Consider the following 16,953-nt stretch of genomic DNA (forward strand, 5'->3'; position numbering starts at 1 on the left):
TCCGGATCAGGCGGCGAGAAGGGTGTCGAGGGCCGCCAGCGTCGCCATGTCGGCGAAGGCCGGGCTCGCGCCGACGATGGTGAAGTCGATATCCGCGGCCTCCGCCGCAGCTTCCCCGGCGGCGAGGACTTGCAGGCAGGCCTGGCCGATACGCTCGACGCCCGATGCGTCGAGGTGGATCGGCTGCCCCCCGTCGATGGCGGTGCGCAGCGTCTGGCGCAACGGGCCGGCGGCGGCGGTGTCGAGGACGGCAGCTAGGGCGATGGGCATGATCGGGTCCAATCGGAAGGAACGTTGGGGTCGCGCAGGACGCGCGGATCAGAATTCGGACCAGTCGTCCTCGTCGACGGCGGGCGCCGCCATCGGCGCGGCACTGCCGCCACCGGCCGCCATCTTCTTGCGCGACGAGCGCGCGATCTCGCGACCGACCTGTGCGGCGCGGGCCTGCAGCCGATGCACGGCGGTCGGCATTTGCGAGATGTGGCCGCTATTGCCATGGCCATGGAAGCCCGACCCGATGGTGAAGCGGGCCACCTGTCGCGCCAGTTCCTGCGCCTCTTCGGCCAGGCTGCGGGCGGCGGCGGTCGCCTGCTCGACCATCGCGGCATTCTGCTGCGTCACGCCGTCCATCTCGCTGACCGCGGTGTTGACCTGTTGCAGACCCGTCGCCTGCTGATCGGCGGAGGTGGCGATGGTACCGACCAGCGTGCTGATCTCGCCGATGCGGGTGATGATGCGTTGCAGTGCCTTGCCGGTTTCGCTGACCAATTCGACGCCCATCGCGACCTGTTCGGACGAGGCGGTGATCTTGGCCTTCACGTCCTTGGCCGCATCGGCCGAGCGTTGGGCGAGCGCGCGGACCTCGCTGGCGACGACGGCGAAGCCCTTGCCCGCATCTCCTGCACGGGCCGCCTCGACCCCGGCGTTCAGCGCCAGCAGGTTCGTCTGGAACGCGATGCCGTCGATGACGCTGATGATGTCGCCGATCTCGGCGGAGGCGCGTTCGATGCCGTTCATCGCTTCGACCGCGCGACGGACGACGTCGCCCGACTGTTCGGCTTCGTCGCGAGTCTCGATGACCACCATGTTGGCGCGGCTGGCGCCGGTGGCGGTTTCCTTCACCGTGCTGGTAATCTGGTCCATCGCCGCGGCGGTTTCCTCGAGGCTCGCTGCCTGCTGCTCGGTGCGCTGCGACAGGTCGTCCGACGCCTGGCGAATGTCGTTGGCGCCGTTGTTGATGCCGCTGGTCGCGTCGCGCACGGCCGACAGCACTTCGGACACCGCATCCATCGCTGCGTTGAAGTCGATGCGCAGCCGTTCGTAATCCGCCGGGAAACTCTGTTCGATGCGATAGGTGACGTCGCTGGCCGCAAGGCGCGACAGCCCCTGGCCGAGCGAACCGACGACCTGTTGCTGCGCGGCGGCGGCTTCCTTCACGACGCGGCCGTTTTCGCGGAACACTTCCATCGCATGCGCCATGCGGCCGACGCAGTCGCGATGATCGGCAAAGCCGATCGGCGTGGTGAAGTCGCCCTGGGCGATTCCCTCCATCCGCTCGACGGTTCCGACATAGGGATCGCAGACGATCTTACGGAACAGCATGGCCAGCAATATGGCGACGGCGACCGTCGCGCCGGTGATGCCCAACGCCGCCATCTCGCCGAACGTCCCGTTGACCACCAGCACGGTCGTAGCGAACGGGACGCATGTGAGCGCAACGTACACAATTCCCATAACCATGAATTTGGCCCGGATCGGCGCGTCCTTGCTGAACCACTTCATCGTCAACCTGCTCCCCGATACGACTGCGCAAGACGACGCTGTCGTATCGAATCAGGGGTTCTAGAGCGGACGCAATAATTTACGGTTAACGGCGGAAATCCGCCGTTTCCGGCTCGTCACACGGGTCCGCAAAAATAAAATGGATAAAAGATAATATCTTAGTCAACGCCAATTACAATGTTATCATATTGACAACGCTAGACATGATGGTAGCGGTACCAAAGCCGGATCGTCCGGTAAGAATGATGGACGGATCGAACCGTCAGAACCAGCTAGGGGAGATTTCGCATGAAGGGTCACCTTCTTCACACGCTCGCGCGCACATCGTCGACGATTGCGCTCGCCGCCTTGTTCGCAGCACCGGGCGTCGCCACCGCGCAGACCGCCGACACCGCCACCAATGCCCAGCCGGGCGCGACCGACGGAACGCAGGGCAGCGTCGCCCAGCCGACCGGGCAGGACCCGGTGCAGGAAGATGGCGGCGAAATCGTCGTCACCGGCATCCGCGCGTCGCTGAACCGGGCGATCGACATCAAGCGCAATTCGGCGGGCGTCGTCGATGCCATCTCGGCCGAGGATATCGGCAAGTTTCCCGACACCAACCTCGCCGAGTCGCTTCAGCGCATCACCGGCGTGTCGATCAACCGCGTCAATGGCGAAGGGTCGCAGGTTTCGGTCCGCGGCTTTTCGGGCGGGTTCAACCTCGTCACCCTGAACGGCCGCCAGCTTCCCGCCTCGAACGTCGACACCAGCGGCGCGGGCGATTTCGCGCGCGGCACCGGGCGTTCGTTCGACTTCCAGAATCTCGCCTCCGAGGGCGTATCGGCGCTGGAGGTCTACAAAACCGGCCGCGCCGCCATCCCGTCGGGTGGCATCGGCGCGGCGATCAACGTCGTCACCCGCAAGCCGCTGGACGCCCGCGAGACCGGCGTCACCGGATCGTTCGGCGTGAAGGCGCTGCACGACGTCAGCACCATGGCCGGCGAAGGCGCCCGCGTCCTGCCCGAAGTGTCGGGGCTGCTCAGCTGGCGCAACGACGGGCGCAGCATCGGCCTGTCGGTATTCGGCAGCTATCAGCGCCGCGACAGCACCTCGGCACAAAGCGCCCCCAATTATTTCACCGTGGTCCCAACCGCCGATGTGCTCAATCCCGCCGGCCCCTATGTCAACGGCCAGACGCAGATCGGGAACCGGCCGACGACCGAATTCACGCTGATCCCCAACGACAGCCGCTATCAGTTCTCCGAAAACAAGCGTGAGCGCATCAACGGGCAGGCGGTGCTGCAACTCGCCCCTACCGAACGCCTGACCTTCACCGCCGATGCGCTGTTCGCGCAGAACCGGCTGGAGGAGCAGCGCAGCGAGCAGACCAACTGGTTCAACCGCCCGTTCGGCGAGATCCGCTTCAACGGCAACGACGTGATCGCGACGCCCGATTTCATCTCGGAATCGATCAACGGCGTGAAGGATCAGGGCTTCGAACAGCAGTTCCGCGCGACCAAGACGCAGCTGCAATCCTACGGCCTGAACGGCAAGTGGGAGATGACCGACAATCTGACGCTGAACCTCGATGGCTATCATGCCGTGTCGAAGTCGACGCCGGACGCCGCCAACGGCACGTCGGTCACGCTGGTTTCGCTCGGTGCGCCGGTCATCGACAGCCAGGCGATCGATTACAGCAGCGGCTTCCCCCGCGTCACGCAGACGATCAACGATACGATCAACGGCAACGGCAACGGCGTCCTCGATCTGGGCGATCTCGGTACGCAAATTTCGCGCACCAACACCGCGACCCAGCGGCAGCGGATCAATGGCGGTCGCGCCGATCTCGGCTGGGATCTGGGCGGTGGCAGCCGGTTCGACTTCGGCGGTACCTATACCGACGCGCAGATGACCAGCGCCCGCGTGCAGACGCAGCAGCAGCTCGGCGACTGGGGCATCACCGATCCGGGCATCGTCCAGCGGCTGGCGTCGAATGTCGTCAAGACCTTCTGCCTCGACTGCAAGTTCGACACGTTCAGCCCGGCCGACACGCGCCGCACCGCATTCCGCGGCAATGCGGTGGTGCTGAACGACCTGTTCTCCAACTTCTACGCTGCCAATGCGATCAACACGACCGCCAACGATTTCGACACCGTCGGCGAAAAGATCTGGGGCGTGTACGGCCAGATCACGTGGAAGGGCGAGATTGCCGGCCGCACCGCGAACCTCGTCTTCGGCACCCGCTATGAAGAGACCAAGGTGCGCTCGACCGCGCTGCAGGCGGTGCCCTCGGCGATCAAATGGGACGCCGACAACGACTTCTCGTCGGTGATCTCGGCCACATCGTCGACCGTTACGCAGCGCGGCAGCTATACCAACCTGTTGCCGGCGGTCGATTTCAATATCGAGGTGTTCGACAACTTCATCGCCCGCGCCTCGGCCAGCCGTACGCTCGCCCGTGCCGATTATGGCAACCTGTTCGCATCGACCACGGCGGGTCCCCCGACCCGGCCGGTCGCGCTGGGCGGCCGTCCGACGGGTACGTCGGGCAATGCCGGGCTGCTGCCGCTGGTTTCCGATAACTTCGACGTGTCGGTGGAATGGTATTACAAGCCGTCGAGCTATGTCTCGCTCGGCTTCTTCGACAAGCGGGTGCGCAACTTCATCGGGACCGGCGTCTTCAATCGCAGCCTGTTCGACCTGCGCGATCCGTCGTCGGGTGCGGCGGGCACGCGGTCGGGCACGGCGGCCGACCGGCTGCGCGCACTGGGCGCCGACCTCAGCGACGTCAACCTGTTCACCTATACCGCGCTGCTCAGCCAGAATGGCGGCAATACCGCACAGGCCGACGCTAATTTCCAGGCGAACCGGAATGCGGCGGGCGCGCTGAACCAGGATTACGTCAACAGCATCCTGCAATCGGTCGACATCTTCGCCAATGGCGACGATCCGCTGTACGACTTCGCGGTGTCGCAGCCGGTCAACAACCGCGACGGCCATATCTATGGCTTCGAACTGGCCGGGCAGCATTTCTTCGGCAATACCGGCTTCGGTGTGCAGGCGTCGTACACCAAGGTCTATGGCGACGTGAATGCCGACATCGCCGCCGACCCCAGCGTCAACGTCTTCGCGCTGACGGGGCTTGGCGACAGTGCCAACGGGTCGATCATCTATGACAAGAGCGGGCTGTCGGCGCGCGTGTCGTACAACTGGCGCGACAAGTTCCTTGCCGCGACCAATCAGGGCGACAGCCGCAACCCGTTGTTCGTCGCCCCGTTCGGGACGCTCGACTTCAACATCAGCTACGACCTGAACGATCGCATGGCGCTGTCGATCGAGGGCGTGAACCTGACCAGCGAGCCGTTGGTGCAATATGGCCGCGACCGCAACGCGCTGGTGTTCGCGCAGGAGCTGAAGCCGCGCTTCCTGCTGGGGGCCCGCTACCGCTTCTGATCGCGGTCAAGTGACTGGAAAGGGCCGTCCGCATCCCGGACGGCCCTTTCCATCGCGACCGGCGCTTCCTACCGTGGCGTCCTGCTGCCCAAAGGATCGCGATGCCCAACCCCGTGCCGCTCAACAATGTCGATCATCACGACCTGACCGTCGCGGTGGAGCATGCCGCCGCCCATGGCGATGCGGTGAATCAGGTACTGCTGTTCCCCAACGAGTTCGAGGCGGCGCAGCGCGACTATCCGATCCTGTTCCGGCGCGACGATCGCGGCGGCATCTACGCCGTCGCGCTGCTCGGCCTCGACCCGGACGACAATCTCTTTCTCGGCTCCGACGGTGTCTGGTCGGCAAGCTATGTTCCCGCCGTCCGCCAGCGCGGGCCGTTCGCTCCCGATCCGTCGGGCGACGGCGTGCGCGTCGATCTCGACGATCCACGGGTTCGCCGCGACGGTTCGGGCGAGCCGCTCTATCTGCGTCATGGCGGCACGGCGCCCTATCTCGCCCATGTCGAGGCGGTGCTGGGTGTCATCCGCGAGGGGCAGGCGATCAACGCCCCGCTGTTCGCGGCATGGCAGGCCGCCGAATTGTTGCGCCCGACCACGATCGAGGTCGATCTGGGCGATGGGCAGACCTGCGCCATCGCCGACATACTGGTCATCGCCGACGACCGGCTCGATGCGCTGGATGCGGAGACGCTGGCGACGCTGCATCGTAGCGGCGCATTGCGGGCGGCGTTCATGGCGTCGGCGTCGCTCGACAATATCCCCCGGCTGATCGAACGGCGGCAGCGGCGGCACGGCACATGACCACGCCCCGCGCCGTCCGGTCGATCGCGGCGAGCGTCGACTGGTCGCCGGCGGCATTGGTCGCGGCGAACGAGCCAGTCGTGCTTCGCGGCCTTGCCGCCGACTGGCCGCTGGTCGCAGCAGGACAAGGCGGCGTCGACAGCGCCGTCGCCTATCTCAAGCGCTTTGATGGCGGACGACCGGTCGTTGCCTTTACCGGCGATGCGGCGATGGGCGGCCGCTTCTTTTACCGCGACGATTTCAGCGGCTTCAATTTTGACGCGGCTCGCACCGGCCTGTTCGCCTGTCTCGACCGGATCGTCGGCGGGCTGGACGATCCCGCCGCCCCCGCCATCTATGTCGGGTCGACCGACCTCGACCTCTACCTCCCCGGCCTGCGCGGCGAGAACGACCTGCCCTGGCCCGCCGGCCCGCCCGCGCCGATGGTCAGCATCTGGATCGGCAACCGCACCACCGCCGCGACCCATTACGACATGTCGAACAATCTTGCCGCCTGCATGGTCGGGCGGCGGCGCTTCACCCTGTTCCCGCCCGATCAGGTCGCGAACCTCTATCCCGGCCCGCTCGAACCCACGCCCGGCGGACAGGTGATGAGCATGGTCGATCTGCGCGCGCCCGATCTCGACCGCTTCCCCCGCTTTGCCGAGGCGCTGGCCCATGCGCAGGTGGCGGAACTGGAACCGGGCGACGTGCTGTTCTACCCGGCGCTGTGGTGGCATAATGTCGAGGCGTTGTCGCCGTTCAACGCCATGATAAATTACTGGTGGAACGACGCCCCCGCCTTTGCCGACAGTCCGATGACGACGCTGCTCCACGCAATGCTGTCGCTTCGTGAACGCCCGGCGGCGGAGCGGGCGGCCTGGGCGGCGATGTTCGACCATTATGTGTGGAGCGGTGGCGACGACGCCCGCGCGCATCTGCCGCCCGCCATTCAGGGCGACCTCGCCCCGCTCGATGATACAGCCGCCCGCCGGTTACGCGCGCGCTTGCTCCAGAGGCTGAACCGATGACCCCCATGCGGATCGTGATCGCGGGCGGCGGCACCGCCGGCTGGCTCGCCGCCGCGCTGCTCACCCGGCAGCTATCGTCGCTGGTCGAGGTGACACTGGTCGAATCTGAAGAGATTGGCACGGTCGGCGTCGGCGAAGCGACGATCCCGACGATCCGCTCGTTCCATGCGCTGCTCGGCCTCGACGAAGCCGAGTTCATGGCCGCGACCGGTGCCAGCTTCAAACTGGGCATCGCGTTCGAACACTGGGCGCGCGACGGCGACCGCTATCTCCATTCGTTCGGCGAGGTCGGGCGATCGACCTGGATGGGCGATTTCCAGCATTTCTGGCTGGAAGCACGCGCACAGGGGGCAGCGGCACCGATCGGCGCCTATTGCCTCGAACACGAAGCAGCCGAGGCCGGGCGCTTCGCGACCGGTCCCGACGCGCCGCTCAACTACGCCTATCACTTCGATGCGGGCCGCTATGCCGCCTATCTGCGCCGCCGCAGCGAGGCGCAGGGGCTGACCCGTATCGAAGGCAGGATCGACCGGGTTGAGCGCGATGGCGAAAGCGGCGACGTCGCGGCACTGGTCCTCGATGACGGACGAAGGGTCGCGGGCGACCTGTTCCTCGACTGCACCGGTTTCCGCGCGCTGCTGATCGAACACGCGCTGGGCGTGGGGTTCGAGGATTGGAGCCATTGGTTGCCGACCGACCGCGCGCTGGCGGTGCAGACCGCGGCTACCGGCCCCGCCCCGCCCTATACCCGCGCCATCGCGCACGATGCCGGATGGCGCTGGCAGATTCCGCTGCAACACCGGGTCGGCAACGGACTGGTCTACAGTTCGCGCCACCTGAGCGACGACGCCGCGCGCGACCGGTTGCTCGCGGCGGTCGACGGACAGACGCTGACCGAGCCGCGCCTCATCCGCTTCCGTACCGGGCGACGGCGGGCGACATGGGAGCGCAATTGCGTCGCGCTCAGCCTGTCGAGCGGCTTCGTCGAACCGCTCGAATCGACCAGCATTCATCTGGTGATGATCGCGCTGACCCGCCTGATCCAGCTGCTTCCCTTCGGCCATCCCGGCGACGCCGCCCGCGCCCGTTTCAACGACCAGTCGCGCCGCGAGATCGAAGCGGTACGCGACTTCGTGCTGCTGCATTATCATCTGAACCAGCGGCCCGAACCCTTTTGGCGGGAACGCCGCGAAATCACGCCGCCCGATACGCTGGCGGAGCGTATCGCGCTGTTTGCCGAAGGCGCCCATGCCTATCAGTCGGCCGACGACCTGTTCCGCGTCGGATCATGGCTACAGGTGATGCTCGGCCAGCGGCTGGCGCCGGCGGCGCACCATCCGCTGGCAAAAATGATGCCGCCGGGGCAACTGGCCGCCGTGCTGGGTGACCTGCAGGGCGGAATCGCAGCGCGCGTCGCCACCTTGCCGCCGCATCAGCAGTTCCTCGACAGCTATTGCCGCAGCGATGCATGACGATGTCGTACGACAATCAGCCGCGTCGATAGGGATTATGGATATTGTCGAGCCATCCCGCCATGGTGCGCGACGCCGGCGATACCGTTCCGCGCGGGCGGCGGGCGGCGACGATGTCGATCTTCACACCCTCGAAATGCAGTCCGGCCCGCCCGCCCTTGGCCCAGCGCACGGTCGCTTCGACATGGTGGACGGTCCCCATGGTGATCAGCACGCGATCACCCGGCATCAGTTCCGCCGGGTTGTCGATACAGGCACCCGTTTCCGACAGGTTGCGGACCCGACATTCGACGACCTGATCGCTGGTTTCGACGCGAGCGTTCAGGATCACACTATCCCGGCGCGATCGTTCGGCGGGCGTGGCGGCATCATCTTCGTTCATGACGACGACATCCTGTCAGATCGTCGGTCAACGCTGGGTTAACCAGCGTCCGTGAAATTGGTGCCCCTGGCCGGGCTCGAACCAGCACTCCTTTCGGAATCCGATTTTGAGTCGGACGCGTCTACCAATTTCACCACAGGGGCACGCAGCAGGTCCGTTAGCGCAAGGCGATCACGCCTGCAACCGTCAGGAAAAGACCTGATCGATATCGGCCGAACCATAGGGATCCTTGGGATCAGGGCCGAAGCGGTTCGGTCCGGGCGTTCCGTCGCTGACGTACAGGACGAACAACCAGATCCAGCCGATGATGGGCAGGAACACCAGCAACATCCACCATGCCGATCGATCGGTGTCGTGCAGCCGCCGAAACGCGACGGTGAACCCTGGAATGAGCAGCGCAAGCGACGCGATCAGGTTCAGCGGCCCGCTACCATCCCATCCCAGTCCGATGATCGCGTCCACGATCGACGTGGCGATGCCGACGACGAACGAAAACAACGTGAACATCCAATATTCCATCCGGCGCGACCGGCCGCGAACCTCGAAATACCGCCGCAACGGCAGCAACATCCACTCCATCACCATCCCCCTGTTTGTCGTTCTCAATGTGTTGCAACCCGGCTGTCACAACGCAATCATTCAATTGGTCGGAGCGCGCCGCCGATAGCTAAGCGCCTCTGCGACATGCGCCCGCCCGATCCCCTCCGCCCCCGCCAGATCGGCGATCGTCCGGCTGACCCGCAACACCCGGTGAAAGCCGCGCGCCGACAGCCGCATCGACTCCGCCGCCTGCGCCAGCAGTGTCCGTGCCGGCACGTCGAGCACCGCCACACGTTCGAGCACACCGCCATCCGCCTCGGCATTGGTCCGCACCCCATCGCCGGCATAGCGCTCGCGCTGCACCGCCCGCGCCGCCGCCACGCGCGCCGCGACCTCGGCCGATCCTTCGGCGGGCGGCGGCAGCACCAGATCGGCGGCGCTCACCGCCGCCATCTCGATCGCCAGATCGATGCGGTCGAGCAGCGGCCCCGACACCTTCGCCTGGTAATCGGCGGCACAGCGCGGTGCGCGGGCACAGGCAAGCGCCGGATCGCCCAGATGGCCGCACCGGCACGGGTTCATCGCCGCAATCAACTGCACCCGCGCCGGAAAGGTCACATGCGCATTGGCGCGCGCCACGCTGACCTGTCCCGTCTCCAGCGGCTGGCGCAGCGAATCGAGCACCGCCCGCTGGAACTCGGGCAGTTCGTCGAGGAACAGCACGCCCAGATGCGCCATGCTGATCTCGCCCGGCTTGACCCGCAGCCCGCCGCCCGTCAGCGCCGCCATCGACGCCGAATGATGCGGCGATCGGAACGGCCGCACCCGCGTCATCCGCCCGCCGGTCAACGTCCCCGCGACCGACGCGACCATCGACACTTCCAGCGCCTCGGCGGCATCCAGCGGCGGCAATATGCCCGGCAAACAGGACGCCAGCAGCGACTTGCCTGCCCCCGGCGGCCCGACCATCAGCAGGTTGTGGCCGCCCGCCGCCGCTATCTCCAGCGCGCGCTTGGCGGTTTCCTGCCCCTTTACCTGGGCGAGATCGTTGCCGCGCCACCCGTCCTCGGCCCCGCCGGGTTCGGGATTGCCGAGCAGTTGCTCGCCCTTCAAATGGTTGAGCAGCGACAGCAGGTCGGGCGCGGCGAGTACCGGCGTGCCGGCCCATGCCGCCTCCGCACCCTGTTCGGCGGGACAGATCAGCGACCGTCCCTCCCCGCTCGCCAGCATCGCCGCCAGCAGCACGCCGGGCGATCCCGCGATCCGCCCGTCGAGGCTCAGTTCACCAACGACCAGATAGTCGGAGAGCGTTTCGGCATCGACCACCCCCATCGCTGCCAGCAGGCCGAGTGCGATCGGCAGGTCGTAATGCGAACCTTCCTTGGGCAGGTCGGCAGGCGACAGGTTCACCGTGATCCGCTTGGGCGGCAGCGACAGCCCGATCGCGGCGATCGCGGCGCGGACCCGTTCGCGGCTTTCGCCCACCGCCTTGTCGGCCAGCCCGACCACGACGAACGCCGGGACGCCCGGTGCCAGTTGCACCTGCACCTCCACCTCCCGCGCCTCGAGTCCGAGATACGCCGCCGTCGATACGATCGCGACCATGAGTGCCCCTGTTCCCCTTGGGCCGCCGTGTCCCGCATCGGATCGGCGCGGTCAAGCGACCGGGCGTCGCAGCCGTCTTGAACCGGCAACACACGGGTGGCATGGCGACATATCATGCAGATCCTCCTCCTGGCGCTCGGTGCTTTGCTGATCCTCGCGACGCCGGTGGTCGCGGTGCTACCGGGACCGGTCGGGATCTTCACCTTCGCCGCCGGGCTGGCGCTGATCCTGCGCAACTCGCGCTGGGCGCGACGGCGCTACGCCCGGACCATGCGCCGCTTTCCCCGAACGCGTGCCCTGTCGGACCGGGCGCTGCGCCGGCCGAGCGCCAGACGGCGACGCGAACGGGCCGGGATCGCAACCTCCTCCGTTGACTTGGAAGTGGTGCATCGCTAAGGGGCTGACCACGCGGCCGCCGTCACTGGCGGCTTTTTACGTTCTAGCAGTTTGAATACCCGGGGAATGAGTGATGAAGCGGACTTTTCAGCCGAGCAACCTGGTACGGGCCCGTCGTCACGGCTTCCGCTCGCGCATGGCGACGCCGGGCGGCCGCAACGTGATCCGCGCCCGTCGTGCGCGCGGCCGCAAGAAGCTGTCGGCCTAAAGAAAATGCTTCGCCGCCGGGATTATCTGGCGGCGAATGCGGGACGCCGGGCCCCCATGCCCGGCTTCGTCCTGCTGGTGCGACCGCGCCGCGTGGACGAATTGGCCGAATCGCCCGATGCGATGCGAATCGGCATTACCGTATCGAAGAAGGTCGGCAACGCCGTCGTCCGTAACCGGATGAAACGGCGTTTCCGCGCGCTTGCCGCCGAAATGCTGCCCGAACTGGGCGTCGTCGGTGCCGATCACGTACTGATCGGGCGGGCAAGCGGCATCGAACGCCCCTTCGACGATCTCAAGGCCGATCTGACCAAGGCATTGCGCAAGGTCCGGCGGTGACCGGCGACGGCGAATCGCCCCGGCCGGGCATCGCCGCGCGCATGCTGATGCTGGTCGCGCGCGCGTGGCAATTGGGGCCGTCGCTGATCCTGCCGCCGTCCTGCCGCTATCAACCTTCCTGTTCGGCCTATGCAATCACCGCCATTGCCCGCTATGGCGCGGCAAAGGGGGGCTGGCTGGCCGCGAAACGCATCGCGCGCTGCCATCCCTGGGGCGGGCACGGCCACGACCCGGTGCCTTAGAGCCTGAGGATTTCGCGTGAAGAACGACCAGAAGAATTTCCTGCTGTTCGCGGTACTGGCTGCGCTGGTGCTGTTCGGCTGGCCGTACATCGCCAACCACTTCTTCCCGGCTGCCAACCCGCCGGTGACGAAGCTGGAGGACGGCAAGAGCAAGCCCATCGCCAATCCGGCGACCGATCCCGCCGCCGATACCGCGAACGCGATTCGCGACCGGGCGGTGGTCCTGCGCGAAACCCCGCGCATCGCGATCGAAACGCCCAGCGTGCAGGGATCGATCAACCTGCGCGGCGGCCGCATCGACGACCTCGTGCTGGTGAAGCACAAGGAAACCATCGCCGCCAATTCGCCGCCGGTGCGCCTGCTGTCGCCCTCGGGCACGGCCGACGCCTATTTCGCGCAGTTCGGCTGGAGCGGCACCGGCGTGTCGGCACCGCCCGCCGACGCGCTGTGGACCGCGACCGGCACGAAGCTGACCCCCCAGACCCCGGTCACGCTGTCGACCACCGTCGGCACGCAGCGTTACCAGATGCAGATTTCGGTCGATGACGGCTACATGTTCACCGTCCGCCAGAGCATCGCCAATGCCGGGCCGCAGCCGATCCAGGTCGCGACCTATGGCCTGCTCAGCCGCCGCGGCGCGCCCGTCGACAAGGATACGATGACGATCCAGGTCGGTCCGGTCTACGAAGCGGGCAACGGCGTGAAGTTCGACGTCGACTACAAGGACATCGACGAAGCCCCCGAGAGCTTCAACGCCAAGGGCGGCTGGCTCGGCTTCACCGACCATTACTGGATGACCGCGCTGATCCCCGATCAGGGCGTACAGCACACGCTGACGCTGAAGGGCGGCGACCAGCGGCATCAGGCCGATTATCGTTCGCCGACGCTGACCGCACTCGCGCCGGGACAGGCGTTGACGCAGAGCGTGCGCTTCTTCGCCGGTGCCAAGGAGAACAAGCTGCTCAACGCCTATGAGGCGCAGGGCGTCCCCTATTTCTCGCGTTCGATCGACTGGGGCTGGTTCCGCATCGTCGAGGAGCCGATCTTCGTCTATCTCGACTGGCTGTTCCGTCTGGTCGGCAATTTCGGCGTCGCGATCATCCTGCTCACCGTCACGATCCGCGGGCTGATGTTCCCGATCGCCCAGCGCCAGTTCGCGTCGATGGCGGCGATGCGCGCCATCCAGCCGAAGCTGAAGGCGTTGCAGGAGCGGTACAAGAACGACAAGCCGCAGCTGCAGCAGAAGATGATGCAGCTGTACAAGGAGGAGAAGGTCAATCCGGTCGCGGGCTGTCTGCCGACGCTGATCCAGATTCCGATCTTCTACGCGCTGTACAAGGTGCTGTTGCTGACCATCGAGATGCGGCACCAGCCGTTCGTCGGCTGGATCAAGGATCTGTCGGCGCCCGATCCGGCGACGATCCTGAACCTGTTCGGCTATCTCGACTTCACCCCGCCGCACTTCCTCGCGATCGGCATCGTGCCGGTGCTGCTCGGCATCTCGATGTACTTCCAGTTCAAGCTGAACCCGGCGCCGATGGACGACATGCAGAAGCAGGTCTTCGGACTGATGCCGTGGGTGTTGATGTTCATCATGGCGCCGTTCGCGGTCGGTTTGCAGGTCTACTGGATCACGTCGAACCTGCTGACGATCGCGCAGCAGCAGCTGCTCTATTCGCGGCATCCTGCGCTCAAACAGGCGGCCGCGAAGTGAACGATCTGCCGCCCCCGCCGCCGGGCGACGACCGCTTCGATCCCGAACAGATTGAAGCGGCGCGCAAGATCTTCGCAGGGCCGATCCAGTTCCTGAAGTCCGCGCCGTCGCTCGAGCATCTGCCGTCGCCGGACGTGCCGGAGATCGCCTTTGCCGGCCGGTCGAACGTCGGCAAGTCGTCGCTGCTCAACGCGCTGACCGGCCGCACCTCGCTGGCGCGGACCTCGGTCACGCCGGGGCGGACGCAGGAGCTGAACTTCTTCGACATCGGCACGCCGCTCAAACTACGGCTGGTCGACATGCCCGGCTATGGTTTCGCCAAGGCGCCCAAGGACATGGTCCGCAAGTGGCGCTATCTGGTGAACGATTATCTGCGCGGACGACAGGTGCTGAAGCGCACGCTGGTGCTGATCGATTCGCGCCACGGCATCAAGGATGTCGACCGCGACGTGTTCGAAATGCTCGACAAGGCGGCGACCAGCTATCGCATCGTCCTGACCAAGACCGACAAGATCAAGGCGACCGAACTCGACGACGTCTATGCCGCGGTCGGTGAGGAAGTCCGCAAGCGCCCCGCCGCGCACCCCGACGTCATCTCGACGTCGAGCGAGAAGGGCATGGGCATCGCAGAGCTGCGCGCGGCGGTGATCGAGTCGATCGGGTAAGGCTCGCCCCCATTCCCAATCACGTCACCCCAGCGCAGGCTGGGGTCTCTATGTGGCGGATGCTACGCGCTCCAACGGGCAGACCCCAGCCTGCGCTGGGTGACGCTCTCTGGGGAAACCTATCCCTGCCGCGACGCGAACAACCCCGCCCCCAGCGCCACCGCGCCGACCGACAGCGCACAGGCGACCATCATCAACACCCCATCACGCACCAGCAGCGCGATGCCGAACGCCATGATCGCCGCCATCGGCGCGGTACTGGCAAAGGGCAGTAGTTCGAGCGGCGGCACGGTCAGGCACAGCAGGATCACCGCGACCCCCGCGACCTTGACCATCGGCCCCCTGGTCAGTGCCGGCAGACGGCCATGGAACCATTTGTCCATCCGCTTCGCGATTGGCCGCGTCTTGTCGGCGACCTTGACCAGCTTCTCCCCCTTCAACCCCCGATTGGCGAGGAATCCCGGCAGCCACAGATGTTTGCGCCCGAACACCAACTGCACCGCCAGCAGGATCATCACCGCCGCCATCGCCGTCGGCAGCCCCGGAATGCCGCCGACCGGCGAGATGTCGATCATCGGAAAGATGATGAAGAATGGACCATAGGCACGCTGGCCGAGCGCCTCCAGCATGTCGCCCAGCCTCGCCTTGTCGTCGCCGGCCTGCTCGCCCAGTTGCTGCAACCGGTCGAGCACCTCGCCGACGCTATGCGGATCCCCGCTTCTGTCGTTATCCGCCATGGCATTGGCAACGGATCGTTTCGGTCGCGGTTCCAATGGCTCGACACGCCGGGAACGACGTGGCACGACCGCGCCCATGCTGAAGCTCATCATCGGGAACAAGGCCTATTCCTCCTGGTCGCTGCGCGGCTGGCTGGCGGCCAAGCTGTCGGGCCTGCCGTTCGAGGAGGTCGTCGTGCCACTCTACGACGCCGACTGGGACAAGCGCCGCGAGGGCGACGAGTTCGCGCCGTCGTCGGGCAAGGTCCCGATCCTGTGGGACGGCGATGAGATCGTCGTGTGGGACAGCCTCGCGATCGTCGAATATCTCAATGAAAAATCGGGCGGCGAGAAATTCTGGCCGGCCGATCCGGCGGCGCGCGCGATGGCGCGGTCGATGGCGGCGGAGATGCATTCGGGCTTTGCGCCGCTGCGCCGCAAGCACAGCATGAACGTCCGGCAGGTCTATGACCCGGTCCAGCCCGACGAGGACGTGTTGGCCGACCTGTCGCGCATCTACGAACTATGGGCGCAGGCGCGGGCGCGCTTCGGCCATGGCGGCGACTATCTGTTCGGCGAATTCGGCGCGGCCGACATCATGTTCGCGCCGGTCGCGACGCGGATCGTCACCTATTCGCTGCCCTGCCCGCGCTTCGCGATGGGGTACATCATCACCCTCATCAACCATCCCTGGATGCAGGACTGGATCGCCGCCGCGCAGGAAGAGGAATGGGTGCTGGAACAATATGAGCAGCCGGTAAAGTAACTCCTTCCCGGCATGGGGAGGGGGACCGCCGCGAAGCGGTGGTGGAGGGCGATCGCCCCGCAACGCCACTCTTGCGTATGCCGACGCCCCCCTCCACCAGCTTCGCTGGTCCCCCTCCCCGTGCCGGGAAGGAGTTACGCCAGAAACGCCGCAATCGCGTCGCCGAGTTCCTTCTTCACCACCGCACTCATGTGGTTGCCCGGCGTCTCGACCAGCCGCGCATCGGGCAGCAGATCGGCGAGCGCCCGGTGGCTGCCATTATCGTCGTCCTCTTCCCCCGCCAGCACCAGCACCGGCTGCGCGATCCCGGCAAGTTCCGCGCGCGAGGTATCGACGAAGGTATCGAGGATGCCGAGCAACGCCACCGGATCGCCGCCGGTGGTCTTCAGGAACGCCTCGGCCATCCATTCGCTCGATCCACGCTCGAAACTGCCGAGATTGGTCAGGATGCGGCGGAAATGCGCCGCGCGCCGCCCGGTGTCGAGCAGTCCCTCCAGCCCCATGCCGCTCAGCACCAGCCGGCCCGGCGTCGCCCCCATCGCCACCATCCGCACCGACGTCCGCGCACCGAGCGAATAGCCGCCCAGATCATAGTCGGTCAGCCCAAGATGCTCGATCAGCGCCATCCCGTCCTTGGCCAGCGCATCGGGCGGATAGGCGGCGGCATCATGCGGCCGGGCGCTCAGTCCATGTGCGCGCAGGTCGGGCAGGATGACCCGACGCCCCAGCGCCGCGACCTTCGCGGCATGGCCATATTTCACCCAATTGGTCTGCGCATCGCTGAAATAGCCATGGATCAGCACCACCGGCCGCCCCTCGCCCAGTTCGGTCCAGGCGATCTCGACCCCGTCGAAACTGGCGAAGCGGTGGGTCACGGGT

The 16,953-nt window shown here is 66.3% G+C and carries 18 protein-coding genes and 1 tRNA gene; 11 read left to right on the forward strand and 8 right to left on the reverse strand.

Annotated features, from left to right (window positions below):
- Positions 1–6: 6 nt before the first annotated feature.
- Together MF607_RS05365 and MF607_RS05370 are read right to left on the reverse strand one after the other, a co-directional pair.
- Positions 7–270, reverse strand: a complete 264-nt coding sequence (locus MF607_RS05365) for an STAS domain-containing protein (protein ID WP_242116549.1) — start codon at positions 268–270, stop codon at positions 7–9.
- A 48-nt stretch (positions 271–318) separates the two neighbouring features.
- Positions 319–1,782, reverse strand: a complete 1,464-nt coding sequence (locus tag MF607_RS05370; RefSeq protein ID WP_242116550.1) for a methyl-accepting chemotaxis protein — start codon at positions 1,780–1,782, stop codon at positions 319–321.
- A 288-nt stretch (positions 1,783–2,070) separates the two neighbouring features.
- Between MF607_RS05370 and MF607_RS05375 the strand changes: the two genes are divergently transcribed.
- The 4 genes from MF607_RS05375 (at position 2,071) to MF607_RS05390 (ending at position 8,502) form a co-directional block, all read left to right on the forward strand.
- Positions 2,071–5,217: a TonB-dependent receptor gene (locus MF607_RS05375; RefSeq protein ID WP_242116551.1), complete on the forward strand. Its 3,147-nt coding sequence runs from the start codon at positions 2,071–2,073 to the stop codon at positions 5,215–5,217.
- Positions 5,218–5,318: 101 nt separating this feature from the next.
- The gene (locus MF607_RS05380; protein WP_242116552.1) at positions 5,319–6,020 is read left to right on the forward strand and encodes a SapC family protein; all 702 of its coding nucleotides are present in this window, start codon (positions 5,319–5,321) and stop codon (positions 6,018–6,020) included.
- The gene (locus MF607_RS05385) at positions 6,017–7,030 is read left to right on the forward strand and encodes a cupin-like domain-containing protein (RefSeq protein ID WP_242116553.1); all 1,014 of its coding nucleotides are present in this window, start codon (positions 6,017–6,019) and stop codon (positions 7,028–7,030) included. The genes MF607_RS05380 and MF607_RS05385 overlap by 4 nt, the downstream gene beginning before the upstream one ends.
- Positions 7,027–8,502: a tryptophan halogenase family protein gene (locus MF607_RS05390; RefSeq protein ID WP_242116554.1), complete on the forward strand. Its 1,476-nt coding sequence runs from the start codon at positions 7,027–7,029 to the stop codon at positions 8,500–8,502. Before MF607_RS05385 ends, MF607_RS05390 begins: the two co-directional genes overlap by 4 nt.
- 16 nt (positions 8,503–8,518) lie before the next feature.
- On the opposite strand, the gene MF607_RS05395 is transcribed toward MF607_RS05390, so the two are convergent.
- The 4 genes from MF607_RS05395 to MF607_RS05410 form a co-directional block, all read right to left on the reverse strand.
- Positions 8,519–8,884, reverse strand: coding sequence for a PilZ domain-containing protein (locus tag MF607_RS05395; protein ID WP_242116555.1), 366 nt, complete (start codon positions 8,882–8,884; stop codon positions 8,519–8,521).
- A gap of 58 nt (positions 8,885–8,942) precedes the next feature.
- Positions 8,943–9,027, reverse strand: a tRNA-Leu gene (locus tag MF607_RS05400).
- Positions 9,028–9,070: 43 nt separating this feature from the next.
- On the reverse strand, positions 9,071–9,463 hold the full coding sequence (locus MF607_RS05405; protein ID WP_242116556.1) for a DUF805 domain-containing protein: 393 nt from the start codon (positions 9,461–9,463) through the stop codon (positions 9,071–9,073).
- Positions 9,464–9,523: 60 nt separating this feature from the next.
- The gene (locus MF607_RS05410; protein WP_242116557.1) at positions 9,524–11,029 is read right to left on the reverse strand and encodes a YifB family Mg chelatase-like AAA ATPase; all 1,506 of its coding nucleotides are present in this window, start codon (positions 11,027–11,029) and stop codon (positions 9,524–9,526) included.
- Positions 11,030–11,143: 114 nt separating this feature from the next.
- On the opposite strand from MF607_RS05410, the gene MF607_RS05415 reads away from it, so the two are divergent.
- The 6 genes from MF607_RS05415 to yihA all read left to right on the forward strand — a co-directional run bounded on the left by MF607_RS05415 (position 11,144) and on the right by yihA (position 14,592).
- Positions 11,144–11,425, forward strand: coding sequence for a hypothetical protein (locus tag MF607_RS05415; RefSeq protein WP_242116558.1), 282 nt, complete (start codon positions 11,144–11,146; stop codon positions 11,423–11,425).
- 73 nt (positions 11,426–11,498) lie between these two features.
- A complete protein-coding gene (gene rpmH / locus MF607_RS05420) occupies positions 11,499–11,633 on the forward strand; it encodes a 50S ribosomal protein L34 (protein WP_055760664.1) in 135 nt (44 codons plus the stop codon).
- Between the two features lie 5 nt (positions 11,634–11,638).
- Complete coding sequence (gene rnpA / locus MF607_RS05425) at positions 11,639–11,971, forward strand: ribonuclease P protein component (protein WP_277925740.1); 333 nt, start codon at positions 11,639–11,641, stop codon at positions 11,969–11,971.
- A 29-nt stretch (positions 11,972–12,000) separates the two neighbouring features.
- On the forward strand, positions 12,001–12,213 hold the full coding sequence (gene yidD / locus MF607_RS05430) for a membrane protein insertion efficiency factor YidD (protein ID WP_242116801.1): 213 nt from the start codon (positions 12,001–12,003) through the stop codon (positions 12,211–12,213).
- 16 nt (positions 12,214–12,229) lie between these two features.
- Entirely contained in the window at positions 12,230–13,927 is a 1,698-nt protein-coding gene (yidC, locus tag MF607_RS05435; RefSeq protein WP_242116559.1) for a membrane protein insertase YidC, read from the forward strand.
- Positions 13,924–14,592 carry a ribosome biogenesis GTP-binding protein YihA/YsxC gene (gene yihA, locus MF607_RS05440; RefSeq protein WP_242116560.1) on the forward strand — a complete coding sequence of 223 codons (669 nt, stop codon included), beginning with the start codon at positions 13,924–13,926 and terminating at the stop codon, positions 14,590–14,592. Before yidC ends, yihA begins: the two co-directional genes overlap by 4 nt.
- Positions 14,593–14,711: 119 nt before the next feature.
- On the opposite strand, the gene MF607_RS05445 is transcribed toward yihA, so the two are convergent.
- On the reverse strand, positions 14,712–15,329 hold the full coding sequence (locus tag MF607_RS05445; protein WP_242116561.1) for an exopolysaccharide biosynthesis protein: 618 nt from the start codon (positions 15,327–15,329) through the stop codon (positions 14,712–14,714).
- A gap of 76 nt (positions 15,330–15,405) precedes the next feature.
- Here MF607_RS05445 and MF607_RS05450 point away from each other — a divergent pair, with 76 nt between their 5' ends.
- Positions 15,406–16,074, forward strand: coding sequence for a glutathione S-transferase family protein (locus MF607_RS05450; RefSeq protein ID WP_242116562.1), 669 nt, complete (start codon positions 15,406–15,408; stop codon positions 16,072–16,074).
- A 134-nt stretch (positions 16,075–16,208) separates the two neighbouring features.
- Here MF607_RS05450 and MF607_RS05455 read toward each other — a convergent pair whose 3' ends face one another.
- Positions 16,209–16,949: an alpha/beta fold hydrolase gene (locus MF607_RS05455; protein WP_242116563.1), complete on the reverse strand. Its 741-nt coding sequence runs from the start codon at positions 16,947–16,949 to the stop codon at positions 16,209–16,211.
- Between the last annotated feature and the right edge of the window lie 4 nt (positions 16,950–16,953).

It is taken from the genome of Sphingomonas lacusdianchii (assembly GCF_022664395.1).
In the GTDB taxonomy this organism is placed as follows: domain Bacteria; phylum Pseudomonadota; class Alphaproteobacteria; order Sphingomonadales; family Sphingomonadaceae; genus Sphingomonas; species Sphingomonas lacusdianchii.

What these genes read in the sequence shown, in the direction of transcription:
- MF607_RS05365 (WP_242116549.1), bottom strand. Translation starts at nt 270, where the DNA reads ATGCCCATCGCCCTAGCTGCCGTCCTCGACACCGCCGCCGCCGGCCCG.
- MF607_RS05370 (WP_242116550.1), bottom strand. Translation starts at nt 1,782, where the DNA reads ATGAAGTGGTTCAGCAAGGACGCGCCGATCCGGGCCAAATTCATGGTT.
- MF607_RS05375 (WP_242116551.1), top strand. Translation starts at nt 2,071, where the DNA reads ATGAAGGGTCACCTTCTTCACACGCTCGCGCGCACATCGTCGACGATT.
- MF607_RS05380 (WP_242116552.1), top strand. Translation starts at nt 5,319, where the DNA reads ATGCCCAACCCCGTGCCGCTCAACAATGTCGATCATCACGACCTGACC.
- MF607_RS05385 (WP_242116553.1), top strand. Translation starts at nt 6,017, where the DNA reads ATGACCACGCCCCGCGCCGTCCGGTCGATCGCGGCGAGCGTCGACTGG.
- MF607_RS05390 (WP_242116554.1), top strand. Translation starts at nt 7,027, where the DNA reads ATGACCCCCATGCGGATCGTGATCGCGGGCGGCGGCACCGCCGGCTGG.
- MF607_RS05395 (WP_242116555.1), bottom strand. Translation starts at nt 8,884, where the DNA reads ATGAACGAAGATGATGCCGCCACGCCCGCCGAACGATCGCGCCGGGAT.
- MF607_RS05405 (WP_242116556.1), bottom strand. Translation starts at nt 9,463, where the DNA reads ATGGAGTGGATGTTGCTGCCGTTGCGGCGGTATTTCGAGGTTCGCGGC.
- MF607_RS05410 (WP_242116557.1), bottom strand. Translation starts at nt 11,029, where the DNA reads ATGGTCGCGATCGTATCGACGGCGGCGTATCTCGGACTCGAGGCGCGG.
- MF607_RS05415 (WP_242116558.1), top strand. Translation starts at nt 11,144, where the DNA reads ATGCAGATCCTCCTCCTGGCGCTCGGTGCTTTGCTGATCCTCGCGACG.
- rpmH (WP_055760664.1), top strand. Translation starts at nt 11,499, where the DNA reads ATGAAGCGGACTTTTCAGCCGAGCAACCTGGTACGGGCCCGTCGTCAC.
- rnpA (WP_277925740.1), top strand. Translation starts at nt 11,639, where the DNA reads ATGCTTCGCCGCCGGGATTATCTGGCGGCGAATGCGGGACGCCGGGCC.
- MF607_RS05445 (WP_242116561.1), bottom strand. Translation starts at nt 15,329, where the DNA reads ATGGCGGATAACGACAGAAGCGGGGATCCGCATAGCGTCGGCGAGGTG.
- MF607_RS05450 (WP_242116562.1), top strand. Translation starts at nt 15,406, where the DNA reads ATGCTGAAGCTCATCATCGGGAACAAGGCCTATTCCTCCTGGTCGCTG.